Genomic DNA, 23,483 nt, shown 5'->3' with positions numbered 1-23,483 from the left:
AAGGCCCAACCCCTTGCGGGAACTGACCATTAAAGTAAATTTTTACCGTACACAGATTCGCACGTTTTTAGACAGCGTTGCTGTGTTGCGGATCTTAAGCGTATAAGTTTAACGGTTATTGGCGCTCTGCTCAATCTATACGCAAAGAAGTTTAGATGTCCAGATGTATTGACGTCTATGTTAACTCTGTTTACTCTGTTGGCTGTCTTCTGATTACTGTATTACGCGCCTGCCGGTTCAGGTGTCAGCCAGGGATACTCACCATGACACGCAAACAAGCCACAATTGCTGTACGTAGCGGATTAAACAATGATGAACAGTACGGTTGTGTTGTGCCGCCGATTCATCTCTCCACGACTTATAACTTCACTGATTTCAATTCACCACGCGAGCATGACTATTCTCGCCGTGGCAACCCAACGCGCGATGTTGTCCAGCGTACACTGGCTGAACTGGAAGGTGGTGCCGGTGCAGTTATGACGAATACGGGCATGTCTGCCATTCATTTGTTGACGGCTATTTTCCTGAACCCCGGCGACCTGTTAGTTGCGCCCCATGATTGTTATGGCGGCAGCTACCGGTTATTCGACAGCATGGCGAAACGTGGTTGCTACCGTGTACAGTTTGTTGACCAGAATGATGAAGCTGCACTGGAATCGGCTCTGGCACAGAACCCCAAACTGGTGCTGATAGAAAGCCCGAGCAACCCTTTACTGCGTGTCGTGGACATCGCAAAAATTTGCCAGGCGGCAAAAGCTGCCGGTGCAATCACTGTTGTTGATAACACTTTCCTGAGCCCCGCGTTGCAAAACCCGCTGGCTTTGGGCGCGGACCTGGTGGTTCATTCCTGCACCAAATACCTTAACGGGCATTCTGATGTCGTAGCGGGCGCCGTGATTGCCAAAGATGCCGATATGGCGACAGAGCTTGCCTGGTGGGCAAACAATATCGGGGTAACAGGAAGCGCTTTTGACAGCTATTTGCTGCTACGTGGGATTCGTACCCTGGCACCGCGAGTTGAACTCGCTCAACGCAATGCACTTGCCATTGTGGACTATCTGAAAAAACAGCCCCTGGTTAAGCGTCTTTATCACCCATCACTTCCTGAAAACCCAGGGCATGATATTGCTGTACGCCAGCAAAAAGGGTTTGGTGCGATGCTCAGTTTTGAACTGGATGGTGACGAACAAACATTACGCCGCTTCCTCAAAGGGCTCTCTCTCTTTACACTGGCGGAATCTTTGGGTGGGGTTGAAAGCTTAATTTCCCATGCCGCGACGATGACCCATGCCGGAATGTCAGCAGAAGCGCGTGCGGCTGCCGGTATTTCTGAGACGTTGCTACGTATCTCAACCGGAATAGAAGATGGTGACGATCTAATTGCTGACCTGGAAAATGGATTCCGGGCTGCATCTGAGGGGTAAGTATGAGTGTTACTGCACCAGCAGGGGGCGCAGGCCGCCAGTTACATAAGTTTGGCGGGAGCAGTCTTGCCGATGTGAAGTGCTACTTGCGGGTGGCCACAATTTTGGAAGAGTATTCCTGCCCAGGCGATTTAGTGGTGGTATCTGCCGCTGGCAGCACAACCAACCAACTGATTAGCTGGCTGAAACTGAGCCAGACTGACCGGCTCTCTGCTCACCAGGTGCAGCAAGCGCTGCGCCGCTATCAGACCGAACTGATTAGTGGGTTATTGCCTGCTGAGATTGCTGATGGGCTGATTGCCGATTTTGTTCATGACCTGGAGCGCCTGGCTGTATTACTGGACAGCACAATCACTGATGCCATTTATGCCGAAGTTGTCGGGCATGGTGAAGTTTGGTCAGCCCGGTTGATGTCTGAGGTCCTCAGGTTGCAAGGGATGGAAGCAGCCTGGCTGGACGCCCGCGATTTTATGCGGGCAGAACGTGCGGCACAGCCTCAGGTAAATGAAGGCCTGTCTTATCCGTTGTTACAACAACTCCTGGTCCAGCATCCTGGCAAGCGTATTGTGGTAACCGGCTTTATTTGCCGTAACAACGCCGGAGAAACGGTGTTGCTGGGCCGCAATGGCTCTGACTATTCTGCGACGCAAATTGGTGCGCTGGCAGGGGTTTCCCGCGTCACTATCTGGAGTGATGTGGCTGGTGTTTATAGCGCAGATCCGCGTAAGGTGAGTGATGCCTGCCTGCTGCCGTTATTGCGCCTGGATGAAGCCAGTGAACTGGCTCGCCTTGCCGCTCCAGTGCTGCATACCCGTACCCTTCAGCCTGTATCCGGCAGCGATATCGACCTGCAGTTGCGTTGTAGCTATAACCCAGAGCAAGGCTCAACGCGTATTGAACGCGTATTAGCCTCCGGGACTGGGGCTCGTATTGTGACCAGTCACGACGACGTGTGTTTGATTGAGCTCCAGTTGGCACCGGAACAAGATTTCCGCCAGGCGCAAAAAGAGGTGGATACGGTGCTGAAACGCGCTCAACTTCGCCCTCTTGCTATTGGCGTGCATCCTGACCGCCATCTGTTGCAATTGTGCTATACCTCGGAAGTGGTGAACAGTGCCTGGCAGCAATTACAGGATATTGCGCCGCAAGGTGAACTGGTGCTGCGTGAAGGGCTGGCTTTGGTTGCAATGGTAGGGGCTGGTGTGTGCCGTAATCCTCTGCACAGCCATCGTTTCTGGCAGCAGCTAAAAGACCAGCCGGTCGAGTTTATTTGGCAATCCGATGAAGGTATCAGCCTGGTTGCGGTACTCCGTAGCGGGCCAACTGAACACCTGATTCAGGGGCTGCACCAGTCTTTGTTCCGCGCCGAGAAGCGTATTGGTCTGGTACTGTTTGGAAAAGGCAATATTGGTTCTCGCTGGCTGGAATTATTTGCCCGTGAGCAGGAATCATTATCCGCCCGGACAGGGTTTGAATTTATTCTGGCCGGGGTGGTGGACAGCCGCCGTAGTTTGTTGAGCTATGATGGGCTCGATGCCAGCCGGGCACTGGCTTTCTTCAATGATGAAGCGGTAGAGCTGGATGAAGAAGCGCTGTTCCTGTGGATGCGAGCTCACCCGTACGATGACCTGGTGGTGCTGGATGTAACTGCCAGTGAACAACTGGCTGATCAGTATCTGGATTTTGCCAGCCACGGTTTCCATGTCATTAGTGCGAATAAACTGGCAGGAGCCAGTTCCAGCGATAAATTCCGCCTGATTCGCGATGCGTTTGCGAAAACAGGGCGCCACTGGTTATACAACGCAACTGTGGGTGCGGGTTTACCCGTAAACCATACGGTGCGCGACTTGCGAGACAGTGGTGACTCGATCCTTGCGATCAGTGGGATTTTCTCCGGAACACTTTCCTGGTTGTTTTTGCAATTTGACGGCACAGTGCCTTTCACCGATCTGGTGGATCAGGCCTGGCAGCAGGGGCTGACTGAACCTGATCCGCGGGTAGATCTCTCCGGGCAGGATGTCATGCGCAAATTGGTGATTTTGGCCCGTGAGGCCGGGTACGACATCGAACCTGAACAGGTGCGGGTAGAATCACTGGTTCCGGTTGGTTGTGAATCTGGTTCTGTTGACTATTTCTTCGAAAATGGCGACGCACTGAATGAGCAAATGTTGCAACGGCTGGAAGCTGCGCAAGAGATGGGGCTGGTATTGCGCTATGTCGCGCGTTTTGATGCCAATGGTAAAGCCCGGGTTGGTGTGGAAGCGGTACGCCAGGAGCATCCGTTAGCTTCCTTGCTGCCCTGTGACAACGTGTTTGCCATTGAAAGCCGCTGGTATCGGGATAACCCCCTGGTGATTCGCGGGCCGGGTGCCGGGCGGGATGTTACTGCTGGTGCCATTCAGTCTGATATCAATCGACTGGCAAAACTGCTTTAAATCCTGCTATTTCATACCGCTATTCGGGCCTGATGGCCTGAAGGCGGTATGCCATCACCTTCTGCGTATAAAAATCATCACTTATCCATGAAATTTTTTCACGTTGGCTGATAATTATTCCTGCCACACAAGAATTTTTCAGTTGACGAGGCGAGGCTTTTCCTTCATTTTTACATCTGGACGTCTAAACGTATAGATGTAAATAAATAACAGAACAGCGATAAGAGTGATGAGGTAAGGTATGAGTTTCTTTCACGCCAACCAGCGAGATGCTTTGAATCAGAGCCTGGCTGAGGTTCAGGGGCACATTAATGTCTCGTTTGAGTTTTTTCCGCCACGAACCAGTGAAATGGAGCAAACGCTCTGGAACTCTATCGACCGGCTGAGCAGCCTGCGCCCTAAATTTGTCTCTGTTACTTACGGTGCTAACTCTGGTGAGCGCGACCGTACTCACAGCATTATTAAAGATATTAAAGAGCGCACCGGGCTGGTGGCTGCACCACATTTAACCTGCATTGATGCCACTCGCGACGAACTCAAATCCATTGCTCAGGATTACTGGGATAACGGGATTCGCCAGATTGTCGCGCTGCGTGGTGATCTGCCGCCTGGCAGCGGGAAACCGGATATGTACGCCGCTGACCTGGTGGCGTTACTGAAAGACGTTGCGGATTTTGATATTTCTGTTGCCGCTTATCCGGAAGTGCATCCGGAAGCGAAGAGTGCTCAGGCAGATTTAATTAACCTGAAACGGAAAATTGACGCAGGCGCTAACCGGGCTATTACCCAATTTTTCTTCGATGTGGAAAATTACCTGCGTTTTCGCGACCGCTGCGCGGCTGCCGGCATTGATGTTGAAATTGTGCCGGGCATTTTACCTGTCAGTAACTACAAGCAACTGCAGAAATTCGCCACAATGACGAATGTGCGTGTCCCACAATGGATGGCGACAATGTTCGACGGGCTGGATGATGACCCGGAAACCCGTAAGCTGGTGGGCGCCAGCATTGCTATGGATATGGTGAAAATTTTAAGCCGGGAAGGGGTGAAAGATTTCCACTTCTACACACTGAACCGTGCTGAAATGAGTTATGCCATTTGCCACACTCTGGGTGTACGCCCGGCGATCTAATTATCTAATTTGTACTGATGTCATGCCAGGTGGCGCATAAGCCCCCTGGCCTGCGAAAGCGCCGAAGTTATGATGATGCGGGCTGCATACGGCCCAGTTCATCTGCCAGTAAAATGGCGTCGAACACCTGTTGTGGTGTTATCTTGCCTGGCATATTGTGCATTGGGTTGTCTGGCTGGCAACTGGCCTGTGCAACCTGGCGGGCTTTTTCCTCAACCCCTTGTGTAATACCTAATTCACTTAAGGTGACGGGCAAACCTACGTTGCGACACAGGTTCAGTACCGCTGCCTGTTCTTCCTGTGGCGCATCTTCGAGTATCAACTGCACCCGTGTACCAAACGCGACTTTTTCGCCATGCAGCGTTTTTTGCGTATCCGGCAGGGTTGTTAGCCCGTTATGCACAGCATGTGCCGCTGCCAGACCACCACTCTCAAACCCAATACCACTCAGGTAAATATTGGCTTCAATAACGCGTTCCAGCGCTGTGGTGACGTTGTGTTGTTGTGCATCTGAGACAGCAGTAACACCCGATTCAAGGAGCGTGTGGTAACACAGTTCAGCCAGTGCCAGAGCGGCTCTGCCAGGCAAGCCTCCGGCACTGGTCACCGCGCCGCTTTTTGCACAGGCGCGGGCTTCAAACCAGGTGGACAAGGCATCTCCAATGCCTGCAGCCAGTAACCGTGGTGGAGCTCCGGCAATAATTGCACTGTCTGCCAGCACCAGATCCGGGTTATGTGGTAATGGCAGGTAACGGTCGAGAGAACCATCCTCACAGTAGATAACAGACAGCGCACTGCAAGGGGCGTCACTGGATGCCACTGTTGGCGCAATGACCATGGGGCTTTTCATCAGGCAAGCCACAGCCTTTGCTGTATCAAGCGTTTTCCCGCCACCAATGCCCAGAATTGCATCGCAATCTGCTCTTTGTGCCAGTATGCATAGTTGGTCAATTTCGGATTGTGAACACTCGCCACCAAAGAGTGCGAATTCCACATCAATTTGATGCTCTTCACAGGTACGGCGCAGCTTCTCTTCCACCAGATCGGCGACAAAGCTGTCTGCGAGCACTAGAAAGTGCTGCCCAAGTGGTTTCAGGTATTGCCCGGCGCGGCTGAGAATATGCTGGCCCTGAATATATTTACCGGGTGATGCCGTAATACTGTCCATGATAAACCTCCAACGATAAGTGCGATGGGAGTGCGCTAATGAGCAGTTTACTGCGGCAGAAACAGGAAAATATTGCGCTGAAGGCGGTAAATTGCAGGAATAAAAAACCCGGAAGCATGCTCCCGGGTTTTTGTTTTACCCGCCAGTGCAAAGCTGAGCGGCTATGTATTCAAACAGTTAGCCTGTGTTACGCATCCCGGCGGCAACCCCGGCAATTGTTACCATCAGTGCCTGCTCGATACGCGGGTCAGGTTCACTGCCCTCGGCATCGGCCTGGCGTGAGCGGTGCAACAGCTCAGCCTGCAGAACATTCAGTGGGTCAGTGTAGATATTACGCAGAGTGATAGATTCCGCAATCCATGGCAAGTCAGCCATCAGATGGGAATCATTGGCGATAGCCAGCACCAGCTTGATGTCTGCTTCCAGTTGCTTGCGCAGCTCCTGGCCCAGAGGCCAGAGTTCTGGTTTCACCAGACGCTGGTCGTAGTACTCGGCCAGCCACAAGTCGGCTTTCGCAAACACCATCTCCAGCATGCCAAGGCGTGTGGAGAAGAATGGCCAGTCGCGGCACATGCTTTCTAACTGGTCCTGTTTCCCGTCATCCACAATTTTCTGTAGTGCAGCGCCCGCGCCTAACCATGCCGGCAGCATTAAACGGTTTTGTGTCCAGGCAAAAATCCACGGAATGGCACGCAGGGATTCCACACCACCGTTCGGGCGGCGTTTTGCCGGGCGTGAACCCAGTGGCAATTTCCCCAGTTCCAGCTCAGGTGTTGCGGAGCGGAAATACGGAACAAAGTCTTTGTTCTCGCGCACATAACCCCGGTACATATTGCAGGAAAGCACGGACAGCTCGTCCATAATGTTGCGCCAGTTGGCTTTCGGTTCCGGCGGCGGCAACAGGTTGGCTTCCAGAATTGCCCCGGTATAGAGCGACAGACTGCTGATAGTGACTTCAGGCACACCATATTTGAAGCGAATCATTTCGCCCTGTTCGGTAACACGCAGGCCACCTTTCAGGCTGCCTGGCGGTTGAGACAGCAAAGCCGCATGAGCTGGTGCGCCGCCACGGCCAATTGAACCACCGCGGCCATGGAACAGTGTTAATGCAATGCCTGCTTTTTCACAGGTTTTAATCAACGCATCCTGTGCCTGATATTGTGCCCATGAAGCGGCCATAACACCGGCATCTTTGGCTGAATCGGAATAGCCGATCATCACCATTTGTTTGCCCTGAATAAACCCACGATACCAGTCAATGTTTAGTAACTGAGTCATCACATCGTTGGCATTATTCAGGTCATCCAGTGTTTCAAACAGCGGTGCGACTGGTAGCGCGAATTCGATACCCGCTTCTTTCAACAGTAAATGTACGGCCAGGACATCAGACGGCGTTTTCGCCATGGAAATAACATAAGCGGCGATAGAACCACGCGGCGCTTCGGCAATGACTTTGCAGGTTTCCAGCACTTCGCGCGTGTCTTCGCTTGGCTGCCACTGGCGAGGCAGTAACGGGCGTTTGGAATTCAGTTCGCGAATTAAGAATGCCTGTTTGTCTGCTTCTGACCAGCTTTCATAGTCGCCAAGGCCCAGATAACGAGTGATTTCACCCATGGCATCTGAATGGCGGGTACTTTCCTGACGAATATCGATACGAACCAGCGGTACACCGAAGCATTTGATGCGGCGCAGCGTGTCCAGCAACTCACCATTAGCAATAATACCCATGCCACAAGCGTGCAGTGACTGGTAGCAGGCATACAACGGATCCCACAATTGTTCGTTTTGCGTCAGCAAGCCTTGTGGGCGCGGCAATTTCTGGCCTTTCAGCCGGGCTTCCAGCCAGGTCTGTGTAGCCATTAACTGGCTGCGTAACCCTTTAAGGATATGGCGATAAGGTTCTTCGCTATGTTCATCACCGGCCAGTTTAAGCAGTTCAGGTGTGGCATCTGCCATTGAAAGCTCAGAGATAAGTACCTGTATATCTTTCAGGAACAGGTCAGTAGCCTTCCAGCGGCTGAGCAATAAAACATGGCGAGTAATGTCGGCGGTAACGTTTGGGTTGCCATCGCGGTCGCCACCCATCCACGAAGTGAAGCGTACCGGAACGAAATCAACAGGTAACTTGTAGTTAAGATGCTCTTCCAACTGTTCATTCAGTTCACGCAAATAGCCAGGCACGCCATCCCACAAGCTGTTTTCAACAACAGCAAAGCCCCATTTAGCTTCATCAACCGGGGACGGGCGGTGTTTACGAATTTCATCGGTATGCCATGACTGGGCAATTAGCTGGCGCAGACGGCGCATTATCTGATTACGTTCATATTCCGGAATATCACTGTGATCCAGTTGTTTAAGACAATTATTCACTTCCACCATTTTATGAATAAGTGTCCGGCGAGTAATTTCTGTCGGGTGCGCGGTTAACACTAATTCTAGTGACAGAGATTCTAATGATTCTTTTATCGCAGCTTCAGTTAAATTGGGTTGTGCTTTTAGCTTTTTAATTGTTTTTGCAATAATTTCAGGGCTATTCGCTGATTCACCATTGGCTGAAATGCTGTGAAATTGTTCTGCTGTGTTGGCAAGGTTCAGAAACTGACTAAAGGCGCGTGCTACTGGAAGTAGCTCATCTTTAGACAGGTTCTGTAAAGTATTCAGTAACTCCTGCCGATTTGCGTCGTTGCCAGCGCGGGAAGACTTCGACAATTTACGGATTGTTTCTACACGATCAAGAATGTGTTCTCCCAAAACATCCTTGATGGTATCCCCGAGCAATTTGCCGAGCATACTGACATTACTTCGCAAAGCGGAATATTGTTCGTTCATATGACCCCAGACACCCCATCTAAATGCAATTGATTTTCACCCTGGCGGGTTAAACACCGCCTTTTATAAAGCCACGTTAGTTTCCATTCGTCAATTGCTGCGAAATCGCTTCAGCAAACACGTAAATTTGGTGAATTTATGAAATTTAATATTGCTGGCTCCCGATAAGTAATTCTTATGGAATTACACTGATTTCCAGCACTTTCACGCGGAAATACCGATTATTTTCGCGCGAAAATGTTAAATATTACTAATTCACTCTTTTGCCTGATACAAAAGAGTGAATTGGTCTTACCACTGATTTAATGCCAACAAAAATGATGAATAACCTGGGTTATCAGTTCTTGTGTGGGTTTGATAAACCGTGTTTCCAGGTATTCGTCCGGTTGATGCGCCTGGTTAATGGAGCCAGGGCCGAGCACCAGAGTAGGGCACAAGGTTTGGATAAACGGCGCTTCGGTACAGTAGTTAACGACTTCTGTTGGTGTGTTGAGCAGTGTTTCCACCACTGCGACCAGTTCATGGTTCACCGGGCATTCGTAACCGGGAATTGGCGGATGTAGTTCGGAAATATCCAGACGGCCAGGCCACAGGTTGCTGACGGGAGATAAGGCCTCTTGCAGCAAGCCATTTAAATCATCCAGTGTCATGCCAGGTAACGGGCGAATATCCATATGCAATTCACAGCAGGCACAAATACGGTTGGATGCATCACCGCCGTGAATATGGCCCAGGTTAAGTGTTGGATATGGAATGGTGAACGCATCATGGTGGAAGCGGGATTTCAGGTCGTCACGCAACGCCATGATATGGCCAATTGCATCGTGCATCAGTTCAATGGCGTTAATGCCCCGGGCGGGATCGCTGGAATGTCCTGATTGCCCGGTGATCCGGATGGCGCTGGACATATGGCCTTTGTGTGCACGCACCGGTTGCAATGAGGTAGGCTCGCCAATGATGGCGCAATCCGGGCGGATTTGTGTATTTTCTGCAAAATAGCGAGCACCGGCCATGGAGGTCTCTTCATCGGCGGTCGCCAAAATGTAGAGCGGTTTGGTCAGGCGGGTGACATCGATATCACGTAGTGCATCAAGAATGAAGGCAAAGAAGCCTTTCATATCTGCTGTGCCCAGCCCGTAAAGTTTATTGTCGTGTTCAGTTAATGAAAACGGGTCGCGAGTCCAGCGCCCGTCGTCAAATGGCACGGTGTCGGTATGCCCGGCAAGCAGCAACCCGCCAGCACCCTGGCCGATACGGGCAAGCATATTAAACTTATTACGTGTACCAGGGACTGGCTGGACTTCAACCTGGAACCCGAGGTCGCCAAACCAGCCTGCAAGCAAATTGATTAAAGAAGCATTACTTTGATCCAGTGAACTTTCGGTTGCACTGATAGATGGCGTTGCTATCAACGCTCGATATATCTCGATAAAAGGCGGTAATTTCATCTTCACTGTTGACATGTCCTGGGTCACAATAGTATAGATAATCATGCAAAATTAATGAATAAAAATACATTAACATTGCTCAAAAATGAATCTTTTCTTGCTCTGCTGTTACAGGGCAAAGAGTAAACCAGTAATACGCGGTTCCGGCAGAGTCCGAAGCCAGGTTAAAAATGACGGAAAGAAGGTATACAACCCCAATGTTGAATACGCTGATTGTAGGTGCCAGCGGTTATACCGGCGCAGAGCTTGCTTCCTATGTGAATCGCCATCCTCATATGAACATAACCGCATTGACAGTGTCTGCGCAAAGTTCAGATGCAGGAAAATTACTTTCAAGTCTTCACCCTCAACTGAAAGGGATTGTGGATTTGCCGCTTCAGCCTATGTCTGATATTAGCGAATTTACACAGGGTGTTGATGTCGTTTTCCTTGCCACTGCCCACGAAGTCAGCCATGACTTGGCTCCGCAGTTTCTTGCTGCGGGTTGTGTCGTGTTTGATTTATCCGGTGCATACCGGGTTAATAATGCTGAGTTCTATACCCAGTATTACGGTTTTACTCACCAGCACCCAGATTTGCTCGACAGCGCCGTTTATGGCCTTGCCGAATGGCAGGCAGACAAAATTAAGCAGGCTGATTTAATTGCTGTTCCGGGTTGTTACCCAACAGCCGCACAACTGGCGCTGAAACCGTTGATTGATAATGGCCTGCTGGATCTCACTCAGTGGCCGGTTATCAATGCTACCAGTGGTGTGAGCGGTGCCGGGCGTAAAGCGTCACTGTCTAACAGTTTCTGTGAAGTCAGCCTGCAGCCGTACGGTGTGTTCACCCACCGGCACCAGCCTGAAATCGCATCGCATCTTGGCGCTGATATTATTTTCACCCCGCATCTGGGGAACTTCCCACGCGGCATTCTGGAAACCATCACCTGCCGTTTGCAGGATGGAGTCACTCAGCAGCAAATTGCGGCGGTGTACCAACAGGCTTATGGTGATAAGCCGTTGGTTCGTCTTTATGAAAAAGGTATGCCTGCACTGAAGAATGTTGTTGGCTTACCATTCTGTGATATCGGTTTTGCCGTACAGGGGCAGCATCTGATTGTTGTCGCCACGGAAGATAACCTGCTCAAAGGTGCAGCTGCTCAGGCGATGCAGTGCGCAAATATTCGGTTCGGTTTTACAGAGACTCAGGCTCTTATTTAAAGCAATCAGGTGAGATGATGAATCCATTAATTATTAAGTTAGGCGGTGTTCTGCTGGATAGTGAAGAAGCGCTGGAACGCCTGTTTGCTGCACTGGTTACGTACCGTGAGTCTCACCAGCGCCCTCTGGTTATCGTCCATGGTGGCGGGTGTCTGGTTGATGAATTAATGAAGAAACTTGCCCTGCCCGTACAGAAAAAAAATGGTCTGCGGGTTACACCAGCAGACCAGATAGACATTATCACCGGGGCTCTGGCTGGTACGGCAAATAAAACATTGCTCGCCTGGGCTCAGAAGCACCATATTGATGCTGTAGGGCTGTGCCTTGCGGATGGTGGCAGTGTTACCGTCACTCAGTTGGATGAGTCTCTGGGCCATGTTGGCCTGGCAAAACCGGGCTCTGATCGTTTGCTGAACTCACTGTTAGCCGGTGGGTTTCTCCCGGTAGTCAGTTCTATTGGCATAACAGAAGATGGCCTGCTGATGAATGTGAACGCAGACCAGGCTGCCACGGCTCTGGCTGCAACTCTGGGTGCTGATTTAATCCTGTTGTCAGATGTGAGTGGTATCCTGGATGGTAAAGGCCAGCGTATTGCTGAAATGACAGCTGAAAAAGCGGAGCAACTGATTGCTCAGGGCATCATTACCGATGGGATGATTGTGAAAGTTAATGCTGCACTGGATGCTGCGCGTACACTTGGACGCCCGGTAGATATCGCCTCATGGCGCCATGCGGAGCAATTACCCTCGCTATTCAATGGTGTTGCGATTGGTACCCGTATCATTGCGTAACGCACTACACGTTTAACGACTCCATATGGTCTGCAGGGTCAGGCCTAATGCGCTCTTGAAGGAAAAGAAAATGCAAAATCACGGCATCAAAAAAGTTGTTCTCGCCTACTCCGGTGGTCTGGATACCTCCGCTATCATTCCCTGGCTGAAAGAAAACTATCAGGGCTGCGAAGTTGTCGCCTGCGTAGTGGATATTGGGCAGGATCGTGATGATCTGAAAGGGGTTGAACAAAAAGCGCTGCGTTCCGGAGCGATTGAATGCCACGTTGTGGATCTGCGTGAAGAATTTATTCGTGATTATGTTTATCCGGTACTGCAAACCGGTGCGCTGTACGAAGGCAGCTACTTGCTGGGTACTTCCATGGCTCGTCCGCTGATCGCTAAAGCGCTGGTGGATGTGGCGAAAAAAGTGGGTGCGGATGCACTGGCTCACGGCGCAACTGGTAAAGGTAATGACCAGGTTCGTTTTGAGTCTGCATGGGCTGCCCTGGCTCCTGGCCTCAAAGTCATTGCTCCATGGCGTGAATGGGATCTGCGTTCCCGTGAAGCATTGCTGGCATACCTGAAAGAGCGCGACATCCCGACAACTGCTTCTCTGGAAAAAATTTACAGCCGTGATGAAAACGCCTGGCATATCTCTACTGAAGGCGGTGTGCTGGAAAGCCCGTGGAATGCACCGAATAAAGATTGCTGGGTATGGACTGTTGACCCGAAAGAAGCGCCGGATGCCGCTGAGCAAGTCACCATTACTGTTGAGCACGGTAAAGTGGTTGCCGTGAACGGTGAAGCAATGAGCCCGTTCAAATGCCTGGAAGCACTGAATGTTCTGGGTTCTAAACATGGCGTTGGCCGTGTTGATATCGTGGAAAACCGCCTGGTGGGTATTAAATCTCGTGGTTGCTACGAAACCCCAGGGGGCACCATTATGATGGCTGCATTGCGTGCTGTTGAGCAGCTGGTACTGGACCGTGACAGCTTCAAATGGCGTGAACAGGTTGGCCTGGAAATGTCCTACGTGGTTTATGACGGCCGTTGGTTTGCACCGCTGCGCCAGTCTTTGCAGGCAGCTGCAGAATCCCTGGCAGGTGAAGTGAATGGTGAAGTGGTACTGGAACTGTATAAAGGCCGGGTAACTGCTATTCAGAAAAAATCACCCAACAGCCTGTACAGCGAAGAGTTCGCGACTTTCGGTGAAGATGAAGTTTACGACCACAGCCATGCTGGCGGCTTCATTCGCTTGTTCTCCCTGTCTTCACGTATTCGTGCGCTGAACGAACAGAAGAAATAAGTTTTTAGTTTTATCCCCCATGTTGCGTAGACACGGGCAATATGGGGGCCTTTTTTAAACAGGATTCATGTATTACGGAGCGGATTATGGCACTTTGGGGCGGGCGTTTTACTCAGGCAGCAGATCAACGGTTTAAGCAGTTTAACGACTCATTACGCTTTGATTATCGGCTGGCTGAGCAGGATATTGTGGGTTCTGTCGCCTGGTCTAAAGCGTTGGTCACTGTTGGTGTGCTGACTGCAGATGAACAACTGCAACTGGAAGCCGCACTCAACGTTCTTCTGGAAGAAGTTCAGGCGTCGCCGGAAGCAATCCTGACCAGTGATGCTGAAGATATTCACAGCTGGGTGGAAGGCAAACTTATCGAGAAAGTAGGCCAACTGGGTAAAAAACTTCACACCGGGCGTAGCCGTAATGACCAGGTCGCAACTGATTTAAAACTCTGGTGTAAATCCCAGATTACTTATCTGCTCAGTGCCAGCCGTGAACTGCAAAAAGCGCTGGTAGAAACGGCTGAAGCTAATCAGGATGCCGTTATGCCGGGTTATACCCATTTGCAACGTGCCCAACCTGTTACGTTCGCCCACTGGTGCCTGGCTTATGTCGAAATGCTGGCGCGTGATGAAAGCCGCCTGCAGGATGCATTAAAGCGCCTTGACGTCAGCCCGCTGGGATGTGGTGCACTGGCCGGTACTGCTTATGAGATTGATCGCGAACAACTGGCCGGGTGGCTTGGCTTTGCCAGTGCAACACGCAACAGTCTCGACAGCGTTTCCGACCGTGACCATGTGCTGGAGTTGCTGTCTGGCGCATCTATTGGCATGGTGCATTTGTCGCGTTTCGCTGAAGACCTTATCTTCTTTAATACTGGCGAAGCTGGTTTTGTTGAACTGTCTGACCGTGTTACTTCCGGTTCTTCGTTGATGCCGCAGAAAAAGAACCCGGATGCACTGGAGCTGATTCGTGGCAAGTGTGGCCGTGTTCAGGGTGCATTGACCGGCATGATGATGACCCTGAAGGGGTTACCGCTGGCCTACAACAAAGACATGCAGGAAGACAAAGAAGGCCTGTTTGACGCACTGGATACCTGGCTGGATTGCCTGCATATGGCGGCGCTGGTACTGGACGGCATTCAGGTGAAACGCCCGCGTTGCCAGGAAGCAGCAGAGCAGGGTTATGCGAATGCGACAGAGTTGGCTGATTACCTGGTTGCGAAAGGTGTGCCATTCCGTGAAGCTCACCACATTGTAGGTGAAGCGGTGGTTGAAGCCATTCGTCAGGGTAAAGCGCTGGAAGCCTTACCACTGGTGGAATTACAAAAATTCAGTGCCACTATTGGTGAGGATGTCTACCCCATTTTATCTCTGCAATCTTGCCTGGATAAACGTGCAGCCAAAGGCGGTGTTTCTCCCGCACAGGTCTCACTGGCAATTGCAGAAGCGAAACAGCGTTTAGTTTAATCTTTGTTTGCTCCTTTAGCGCCCGGCTTTGGTCGGGCTTTTTTGTGCCCCGAACCAAACCAGGAACCGGTGTGTGTTAAACAGGCAAAAAAAAGCGGACATTACTGTCCGCTAAACGTTCACGTTGGCTTTTTCATGTCAGAGAGAATCTCTGGTCGCAGCAATAAGTGAGGGTCATTTCACGTGCTTTGCTGCTGTGAGAGGCATTATGGCAAAAGATGCTTGATAGGGATAATCGCTGATTGCTATTCTATCTATCGCCAAGGGCTATCGTGGCCCCGGAGGGAGATGAATGAACATTCGTGATCTGGAATATCTAGTCGCGTTAGCCGAACACCGCCATTTTCGTCGTGCTGCCGATGCCTGCCATGTCAGCCAGCCTACGTTAAGTGGGCAAATTCGTAAGCTGGAAGATGAACTGGGTGTGATGTTGCTGGAGCGTACCAGCCGTAAAGTCTTATTCACTCAGGCAGGCTTGCTGCTGGTGGACCAGGCCCGCACGGTATTGCGTGAAGTGAAAGTGCTCAAGGAAATGGCAAGCCAGCAGGGAGAGACAATGTCAGGGCCATTGCATATCGGCCTGATACCTACTGTAGGGCCATACCTCCTGCCCCACATTATTCCGGCGCTTCACCAGGCTTTTCCAAAACTGGAAATGTACCTGCATGAGGCCCAAACCCATCAGTTGCTTGCGCAACTTGATAGTGGAAAACTGGACTGCGCTATCCTTGCGTTAGTGAAGGAAAGTGAAGCTTTTATTGAAGTTCCACTGTTCGATGAGCCGATGCTGCTGGCCATTTATGAAGGGCACCCATGGGCTGATCGTGACCGTGTACCGATGTCCGATTTGTCTGGCGAGAAATTGTTGATGCTGGAAGACGGGCATTGCCTGCGTGACCAGGCAATGGGGTTCTGTTTTGAAGCCGGTGCCGATGAAGATACGCACTTCCGGGCAACCAGTCTTGAAACCCTGCGTAATATGGTTGCGGCTGGCAGCGGTATTACATTACTGCCAGCCCTCGCGGTTCCTCACGAAAAACGCCGTGATGGCGTGGTTTATCTGCCGTGCTATAAACCTGAACCTCGCAGGACAATTGGCCTGGTATATCGCCCCGGCTCACCGCTGCGCAGCCGTTATGAACAGCTGGCGGAAGCCATCCGTAAACAGATGGCTGGTCACTTCGACAGTGCGCTAAAACAGGCGGTTTAAGCCGTTCAGCGCTGCTACCCGGTAAGCTTCTGCCATGGTCGGGTAGTTAAAGGTGGTGTTAACAAAGTACTCTATCGTGTTACCACCACCTTTCTGTTCCATGATTGCCTGGCCGATATGAATAATCTCTGCGGCACGCTCTCCAAAACAGTGTATCCCCAGGATTTCTTTCGTTTCGCGGTGAAAGAGAATCTTCAGGGTGCCAACATTCATCCCAACAATTTGCGCCCGTGCCAGGTGTTTAAACTGTGCCCGGCCCACTTCATACGGCACTTTCATTGCTGTTAGCTGTTGTTCTGTTTTACCTACCGAACTGATTTCCGGAATGGTATAAATTCCCGTTGGGATATCTTCAACCAGGTGTGCGGATGCTTCACCTTTAATAATAGCCTGAGCCGCGATACGCCCCTGGTCATAGGCAGCAGATGCAAGGCTTGGGTAACCAATCACATCCCCCACTGCGTAAATATGGGGTTGTGCAGTTTGGTACATACTGTTTACTTTCAGCAACCCTCTGCTGTCCGCTTCTAACCCAACATTCTCAATCGCCAGTGAATCAGTGTTACCCGTGCGCCCGTTGGCATACAGCAGGCAATCGGCTTTGACTTTCTTACCGGATTTAAGGTGGACAATCACACCATCATCAACACCTTCAATTCGCTCGTACTCTTCGTTGTGGCGAATAACAACACCACTATTCCAGAAGTGATAAGAAAGCGAATCTGACATCTCCTGATCCAGAAATGCCAGCAACCTGTCACGGGTGTTGATCAGGTCAACCTTGACGTTCATTCCCCGGAAAATTGAGGCATATTCACAACCAATCACACCCGCGCCATAAATAATGACATGCTTCGGCTCATGGTGCAGATTGAGGATGGAGTCACTGTCGTAGATTCGCGGATGGGAGAAATCAACATCCTGTGGGCGATAAGGCCGGGAACCACAGGCAATAACAAATTTTTCTGTTGTTATCTGCTCGATGGTACCGTCATGATATTCAAGCTCAAGTGTATGCTCATCGACAAACGACGCATTACCCTGGTGAATTTCACAGTGGTTACGTTCGTAGAACCCCTGGCGCATGCTGGTTTGTTGGCTAATAACATTTTCAGTGTGGTTCAGTATATCAGCGAAGGATGAGCGCAGAAGTCGGGAGTGGTCGCTATACAGTGGGTTTTGGTTGAATTCGATAATACGGCTGACTGCGTGACGGAGCGCTTTCGACGGGATGGTGCCCCAGTGGGTACATCCACCGCCGACATTATGATATCGCTCAACGACGGCGACTCTGGCCCCTTGTTTCACCAGACCCATTGCAGCACCTTCGCCGCCAGGGCCGGACCCAATTACTATTACGTCATAATCGTAGGAATGTGGCATGGTAAGGCTTACCTATTTTTATACATTAGAGCAACATGATAGTAACATTCATGGGACAATAACCCAATATAGATTGGGTGAATTTTATTCTGACGTAATATTGCCCATATAAACAATCAGTCACAATCCTGGACAAGTCAGCAGGTTCGATTCTCTGGTATAGTGCCACAAGGAGTAGAAGGATTCAGGCGACCATGATGGGTGTAAGAGCGCAACAAAAAGAACGTACTCGCCGTTCGTTAATCGAGGCTGCATTCAGCCAGTTGAGTGCTGAGCGTAGTTTTGCCAGCCTGAGTTTACGTGAAGTTGCACGTGAAGCTGGTATTGCGCCCACGTCGTTTTATCGGCATTTTCGTGATGTTGATGAACTGGGGCTGACGATGGTTGACGAGAGTGGCCTTATGCTGCGTCAGTTGATGCGGCAGGCCAGGCAACGTATTGCCCGTGGTGGGAGTGTTATTCGGACATCGGTATCCACCTTTATGGAGTTTATCGGCAACAACCCCAATGCATTCCGCCTTCTTCTCCGCGAACGTTCGGGAACTTCTGCTGCGTTCAGGGCAGCGGTTGCCCGCGAGATCCAACATTTTATTGCGGAACTTGCGGATTATTTAGAACTCGAAAATCGTATGCCGCGGTCATTTACAGAGGCACAGGCAGAAGCAATGGTCACGATTGTGTTCAGTGCGGGTGCTGAAGCTCTGGATGTCGATATAGACCAACGGCGGCAGCTTGAAGAGCGCCTGGTGTTACAGTTGCGTATGATTTCTAAAGGGGCTTACTACTGGTATCGCCGCGAACAAGAAAAGATGGCACAACATTCCGAGGAGTGAAGGACGAGCAATGAAACAACCTGGTCAAGAAAAAGCGACTCTGCTACTGGCGCTCATCGCCGGTTTGTCCATTAATGGCGCGTGTTCAGCGCTGTTTAGTTCAATTGTACCATTTTCCCTGTTTCCCATAATATCTCTGGTGCTGGCGGTGTATTGCCTGCATCAACGTTACCAAAATCGTACTATGCCTGAAGGGTTACCGGGGATTGCCGCCGCCTGCTTTATCCTGGGCGTGTTGGTATACAGTGCAGTAGTGCGTGCTGAATACCCGTCAATTGGTTCTAATTTCCTGCCATCAGTGCTGTCTGTTGTGTTGCTGTTTTGGATTTTTTACAAACTGCGTGCGCGCAGCGAAAACAGCTAATAACCTGCTTCAGGTAATAAAAAAGGCGCTGATGCGCCTTTTTTGTTGGTGTGCTTATTTTTTGCGGAGCAATACGCCACATTCCATATGATGGGTATAAGGGAACTGATCAAACAGTGCCAGGCGTGAAATGTGGTGCGTTTGGGAAAGGGTTTGCAGGTTATTGCATAAGGTTTCCGGGTTGCAGGAAATATACAAAACCTGCGGGTAAGTCTGCACCATTTTCAGTGTTTCATCATCTAATCCGCTACGCGGCGGATCGACAAAAATGGTATTACACTGATAGCTTTGTAAATCAATACCTTCCAGGCGGTTAAATGCCCGGGCACCTTGCATGGCCTGGGTAAATTCTTCTGCAGACATCCGGATAATTTGTACATTATCGATATGGTTTGCCGCAATGTTGTACTGTGCAGCCGCAACCGACGGCTTGGCGATTTCGGTTGCGAGTACCCGGTCGAAGTTACGTGCCAGCGCCAGTGAAAAATTCCCGTTACCGCAATAAAGCTCCAGTAAATCCCCGGTCGCGCCCTGAGTCACGTTCAGTGCCCATTCCAGCATTTGAATGTTCATGGCTGCATTTGGCTGGGTGAAGCTATTTTCCACCTGGCGGTAAACCATTGGTTTCCCGGCCACAGGCAGCGTTTCATCCACAAAGTCCTGGTCGAGCATGATTTTTGTTTTTGTTGCCCGCCCAATCAGATGCACATTGAAACCCTGTGCTCGCAGAGTATCGCGCAGTTGCGTTGCCGCAGCACGCCACTCGTCATCCAGCGCACGGTGATACAGTAAAGAGACAACTGCCTGACCACTCAGTGTGGATAAGTAGTCCAGTTGAAATAACTTCTTGCGCAGCACGGGTTGAGCGCGCACGGCATCCAGTACAGCAACCATCAGTGCATTAATCAGCTCGCTTGCTGCCGGAAAACTGTCTACCCGGATGCGCTGGCGGGTTTGTTGGTCGAAAATAATATGATAAAGATCATCACCTTCATGCCAGACCCGGAATTCGGCCCGCATGCGGTAGTGGCTGACCGGCGAGCGAAACACCTCTACATCCGGCGCTGCAAAAGCGGCCATCATCGCTTTAAGGCGAGACACTTTTTCAGCCAGTTGAGCGTCATACTGTTCTGTCGGGAGATGTTCGGGGGTCATACCTGCTGTCCTGAATAAGAAATTACGCGGGGGATTGTAGGGAATGGTGGCGTATTGTCCAGCCCCGTTATTATCAAATTCAATTTTCGGAAGTCTGGACATCTATATAGGGCGAATGTAGCATGCATTTTCCGGCCTCCGTGAGTTAAAAGGGAATCCAGTGTAAATCTGGAGCTGACGCGCAGCGGTAATAGTTGGTTGGATGATGGCGTTTATCGCAAACACTGCTTATTTTCTGCATTAAACAGAATTCAGGTGGGAAGTTTTCATCCATGTAAAACCATTAAGCCCGAAGACCTGCCGGATACACGTCGCAATTGATCACTCATCGCGTGCTATGGAGTGAGCCTGCGGCATCCTTAAGAATCTCCGGATGCTTATTTTAATGATGATAAAAAAACTCTCGCTGCTGACAGCCGCTTCTGTCACGGCTTTTTCTGCCTGGTCGCAAGACAATCAATCCAATACCATGGTCGTAACGGCCAGCCGTTTTCAGCAGCCTGTGAGTAGTGTGCTGGCACCGACTGAAGTCATTACAAGAGAAGAAATTAATAAATGGCAGGCGAAAACACTGAATGATGTGATGCGTCGCTTACCCGGTGTGGATATCGCTCAATATGGTGGTATGGGGCAAACGTCCTCTATGTATATTCGGGGGACCAGTGCCAGCCATGTTCTGGTTTTGATTGATGGTGTTCCGGTAGCTCGCCCAGGAATTTCAAATACTGTTGATTTCAACCAAATTCCACTATCTCTGGTTCAACGTGTTGAATATATCCGTGGGCCACGGTCATCGGTTTATGGCTCTGGTGCAATTGGTGGGGTAATTAATATTATTACCCAGGATGACAATGCGAAATCTCAAATTAATGTAGGGACGGGGTCAAAAGGTTTTCAGCAGTATGATGGTGCCTGGCGCCAACGTTTTGATAATACAGTCGCTACACTTGCTGGCTCATATCAGAGTACTAAAGGCTTTAATGTGCAGCCTGGCTCAACCTGGTCTCATGATAATGACCGTGATGGCTGGCGTAGTAAATCTTTCTGGGGCGGCTTACAGCACCAGTTCAACGAGAATCTTGATGGTTTTATTCGTGGATATGGCTATAGCAATAACACCGATTACGATTTAGGTAGTGCGCCATATAGTGCGGCATACAGTGCGGATGAAGAACAGCTTTATAGCCGCTCTTTTGATGCAGGGATGCACTTCAACTCAGGGATATACTCCTCGCAACTTATTGCCAGCTATCAGAAAGAAAAAGATTACAATTACAGCAGTATTTATGGGCGCTATAACGATGGCACCTCTCTGGACCAAATAGAGCAACGCAATATTCAATGGGGAAATAATATTGTTGTTGGACACGGTTCGGTGAGTGCTGGCGTTGACTGGCAACAACAGCGCCTGCGTTCTTCAGATACCACGGTTTCTGACACTTATAAGCGAGATAACACCGGTATCTACCTGACCGGACAGCAGCAGGTTGGTGATTTTACTCTCGAGGCATCCGGGCGTAGCGATCATGATGAGCAGCTTGGCTGGCATAGCACCTGGCAAAGTGCATTAGGGTGGGAATTCGTTGACGGGTATCGTGCATCTGTTTCTTATGGTACTGCGTTCCTGGCTCCTTCGCTTGGCCAAGAGTTTGGATCGACTCGTTTTGGCATTGCTGCGAACCCTGACCTCAAACCTGAAGAATCTCGCCAGTGGGAGTTTGGCCTGGAAGGGTTAAGTGGGCCTGTTGACTGGCGTTTGTCAGCATATCGTGAAGAAATTCGTAACCTCATTACCTATTACACTGACCCGGTAACCTATGACGGTGCCTATGCCAATATTGATTCGGCAACAATAAAAGGCATTGAATGGACGGGCAGTGTTGATACTGGCATTTTTACCCACCGTGTAACGCTGCAGTATATGGACCCTCGTAATGACCAGAATGGTGAGGTTCTTGCTCGTCGTGCTAAACGGCAGGCTAAATACCAGTTGGACTGGACGATGTTTGATGTAGGTATGGATGTATCATGGCAATACTATGGAAAACGTTATGACAATAATTCGTCCGATTACAATCCGTCACAACAAATTTTGCCGAGTTATAGCACGGTTGATATTGCTGCATCGTATCCAGTGACCTCCCATCTGACAGTTCGTGGTAAAATAGCAAACCTGTTCGATAAAAATTACGAGACAGCTTATGGCTACCAAACTGCAGGACGAGAGTACTACTTGTCTGGCAGCTACACCTTCTGATGCAAGACCCACCGTCCTTGTTTTTGATTCCGGGGTCGGTGGGTTATCTGTTTATGATGAGATCCGGCATCTTCTACCGGATCTCCATTACATCTACGCTTTCGATAACGTCGCTTTCCCTTACGGTGAAAAAAGTGAGGAGTTTGTCGTTGAGCGTGTCGTCAGCATTGTTACTGCCGTCCAGAAACGCACTCCGCTTGCCCTGACTGTTATTGCGTGCAATACCGCAAGTACTGTTTCTCTGCCCGCATTACGTGAAAAATTCGCTTTCCCCGTAGTGGGAGTGGTTCCTGCTATTAAGCCAGCCGCGCGCCTGACAGCAAACGGGGTTGTGGGCCTACTGGCAACCCGTGGGACCGTCCGCAGGGCGTATACGCGTGAACTGATTGACCGTTTTGCTCATGAATGCCGTATTGAAATGCTGGGGTCTGCCGAACTGGTTGAACTGGCTGAACATAAATTACATGGCCAACCCGTATCCCTTGATGAACTGCGCCATATCTTGCGCCCGTGGTTAAAAATGGCTGAGCCGCCAGACACCGTTGTGCTCGGGTGTACTCATTTCCCTTTGTTACAAGAAGAGCTGGCCCAGGTATTACCGGAAGGTACGCGTTTGATTGATTCTGGTGCGGCAATAGCAAGAAGAACCGCCTGGCTATTAGAGCATGAAGCGCCAGATGCTAAGTCAACGGATGAGAATATTGCTTACTGTATGGCACTCACGCCGGAAACTGCTTGTTTAATGCCCGTTTTATCTCGTTATGGGTTCCAAAAGCTTGAAGTATTGCCGCTTTTATCTCCAATTGAGTAAAAAAACAACGGTTGATAAAATTTTTGCAAAACAGGGCTTGCCAGCTTCAGATTAGGCCCTATAATGCGCCTCCACTGACACGGCACAACGGCAAACAAACTGGCCTGTCAGGCAAAGTTAAGTGAAAATAAATGCTTGACTCTGCAGCGGGAAAGCGTAATATACGCAGCCCGCGCCACCCGGAAATACGGTGGCAACGCTCTTTAACAATTTATCAGACAATCTGTGTGGGCACTCATAAGCACTGATATCTTAACGTCGAAAGACGCTAAAAATTATCAAGTCTTAAAGAG

Annotated in this window: 17 protein-coding genes and 1 riboswitch; of the genes, 12 read left to right on the top strand and 5 right to left on the bottom strand. The window is 50.3% G+C overall.

Annotated elements, in window-relative coordinates; genetic code table 11:
* The first annotated feature begins 263 nt into the window (after positions 1-263).
* The 3 genes from metB to metF all read left to right on the top strand — a co-directional run bounded on the left by metB (position 264) and on the right by metF (position 4,991).
* Entirely contained in the window at positions 264-1,424 is a 1,161-nt protein-coding gene (gene metB, locus DES37_RS19165) for a cystathionine gamma-synthase (RefSeq protein WP_036115855.1), read from the top strand.
* Positions 1,425-1,426: 2 nt separating this feature from the next.
* Positions 1,427-3,859, top strand: a complete 2,433-nt coding sequence (locus DES37_RS19160; RefSeq protein WP_036115857.1) for a bifunctional aspartate kinase/homoserine dehydrogenase II — start codon at positions 1,427-1,429, stop codon at positions 3,857-3,859.
* 241 nt (positions 3,860-4,100) lie between these two features.
* Positions 4,101-4,991, top strand: a complete 891-nt coding sequence (gene metF / locus DES37_RS19155; RefSeq protein WP_036115860.1) for a methylenetetrahydrofolate reductase — start codon at positions 4,101-4,103, stop codon at positions 4,989-4,991.
* Between the two features lie 67 nt (positions 4,992-5,058).
* On the opposite strand, the gene DES37_RS19150 is transcribed toward metF, so the two are convergent.
* The 3 genes from DES37_RS19150 to argE form a co-directional block, all read right to left on the bottom strand.
* Entirely contained in the window at positions 5,059-6,159 is a 1,101-nt protein-coding gene (locus DES37_RS19150) for a glycerol dehydrogenase (RefSeq protein ID WP_110027354.1), read from the bottom strand.
* Positions 6,160-6,336: 177 nt separating this feature from the next.
* On the bottom strand, positions 6,337-8,988 hold the full coding sequence (gene ppc, locus DES37_RS19145; RefSeq protein ID WP_036115866.1) for a phosphoenolpyruvate carboxylase: 2,652 nt from the start codon (positions 8,986-8,988) through the stop codon (positions 6,337-6,339).
* A gap of 302 nt (positions 8,989-9,290) precedes the next feature.
* Positions 9,291-10,442, bottom strand: a complete 1,152-nt coding sequence (gene argE, locus DES37_RS19140) for an acetylornithine deacetylase (protein ID WP_110027449.1) — start codon at positions 10,440-10,442, stop codon at positions 9,291-9,293.
* Positions 10,443-10,633: 191 nt separating this feature from the next.
* Here argE and argC point away from each other — a divergent pair, with 191 nt between their 5' ends.
* From argC to oxyR, 5 genes are all read left to right on the top strand, one after another.
* A complete protein-coding gene (gene argC, locus DES37_RS19135; protein ID WP_036115868.1) occupies positions 10,634-11,638 on the top strand; it encodes an N-acetyl-gamma-glutamyl-phosphate reductase in 1,005 nt (334 codons plus the stop codon).
* Positions 11,639-11,652: 14 nt separating this feature from the next.
* A complete protein-coding gene (gene argB / locus DES37_RS19130) occupies positions 11,653-12,429 on the top strand; it encodes an acetylglutamate kinase (RefSeq protein WP_072007007.1) in 777 nt (258 codons plus the stop codon).
* Positions 12,430-12,499: 70 nt separating this feature from the next.
* Complete coding sequence (locus DES37_RS19125; protein ID WP_036115872.1) at positions 12,500-13,717, top strand: argininosuccinate synthase; 1,218 nt, start codon at positions 12,500-12,502, stop codon at positions 13,715-13,717.
* Between the two features lie 86 nt (positions 13,718-13,803).
* Positions 13,804-15,177, top strand: coding sequence for an argininosuccinate lyase (argH, locus tag DES37_RS19120; RefSeq protein ID WP_110027353.1), 1,374 nt, complete (start codon positions 13,804-13,806; stop codon positions 15,175-15,177).
* Positions 15,178-15,469: 292 nt separating this feature from the next.
* Complete coding sequence (gene oxyR, locus DES37_RS19115) at positions 15,470-16,387, top strand: DNA-binding transcriptional regulator OxyR (RefSeq protein WP_036115876.1); 918 nt, start codon at positions 15,470-15,472, stop codon at positions 16,385-16,387.
* Here the strand turns inward: oxyR and sthA are convergent.
* Positions 16,370-17,770, bottom strand: coding sequence for a Si-specific NAD(P)(+) transhydrogenase (gene sthA / locus DES37_RS19110; RefSeq protein WP_036115879.1), 1,401 nt, complete (start codon positions 17,768-17,770; stop codon positions 16,370-16,372). The genes oxyR and sthA overlap by 18 nt on opposite strands.
* Positions 17,771-17,964: 194 nt before the next feature.
* Between sthA and fabR the strand changes: the two genes are divergently transcribed.
* Together fabR and DES37_RS19100 are read left to right on the top strand one after the other, a co-directional pair.
* The gene (gene fabR / locus DES37_RS19105; RefSeq protein WP_036115881.1) at positions 17,965-18,603 is read left to right on the top strand and encodes an HTH-type transcriptional repressor FabR; all 639 of its coding nucleotides are present in this window, start codon (positions 17,965-17,967) and stop codon (positions 18,601-18,603) included.
* Positions 18,604-18,613: 10 nt separating this feature from the next.
* Positions 18,614-18,967 (top strand): YijD family membrane protein, encoded by a 354-nt coding sequence (locus DES37_RS19100; protein WP_036115883.1) that lies wholly within the window; start codon positions 18,614-18,616, stop codon positions 18,965-18,967.
* Between the two features lie 54 nt (positions 18,968-19,021).
* Here the strand turns inward: DES37_RS19100 and trmA are convergent, their stop codons facing one another.
* Positions 19,022-20,122: a tRNA (uridine(54)-C5)-methyltransferase TrmA gene (trmA, locus tag DES37_RS19095; RefSeq protein ID WP_036115886.1), complete on the bottom strand. Its 1,101-nt coding sequence runs from the start codon at positions 20,120-20,122 to the stop codon at positions 19,022-19,024.
* 115 nt (positions 20,123-20,237) lie between these two features.
* Positions 20,238-20,441, top strand: a riboswitch (cobalamin riboswitch).
* 69 nt (positions 20,442-20,510) lie between these two features.
* Here trmA and btuB point away from each other — a divergent pair.
* Together btuB and murI are read left to right on the top strand one after the other, a co-directional pair.
* Complete coding sequence (btuB, locus tag DES37_RS19090) at positions 20,511-22,379, top strand: TonB-dependent vitamin B12 receptor BtuB (protein WP_110027447.1); 1,869 nt, start codon at positions 20,511-20,513, stop codon at positions 22,377-22,379.
* The gene (gene murI / locus DES37_RS19085) at positions 22,324-23,190 is read left to right on the top strand and encodes a glutamate racemase (RefSeq protein ID WP_110027352.1); all 867 of its coding nucleotides are present in this window, start codon (positions 22,324-22,326) and stop codon (positions 23,188-23,190) included. The genes btuB and murI overlap by 56 nt, the downstream gene beginning before the upstream one ends.
* Positions 23,191-23,483: the final 293 nt, after the last annotated feature.

It is taken from the genome of Mangrovibacter plantisponsor (assembly GCF_003182475.1).
In the GTDB taxonomy this organism is placed as follows: domain Bacteria; phylum Pseudomonadota; class Gammaproteobacteria; order Enterobacterales; family Enterobacteriaceae; genus Mangrovibacter; species Mangrovibacter plantisponsor.
This window is presented reverse-complemented; position numbering and strand designations above follow the sequence as displayed.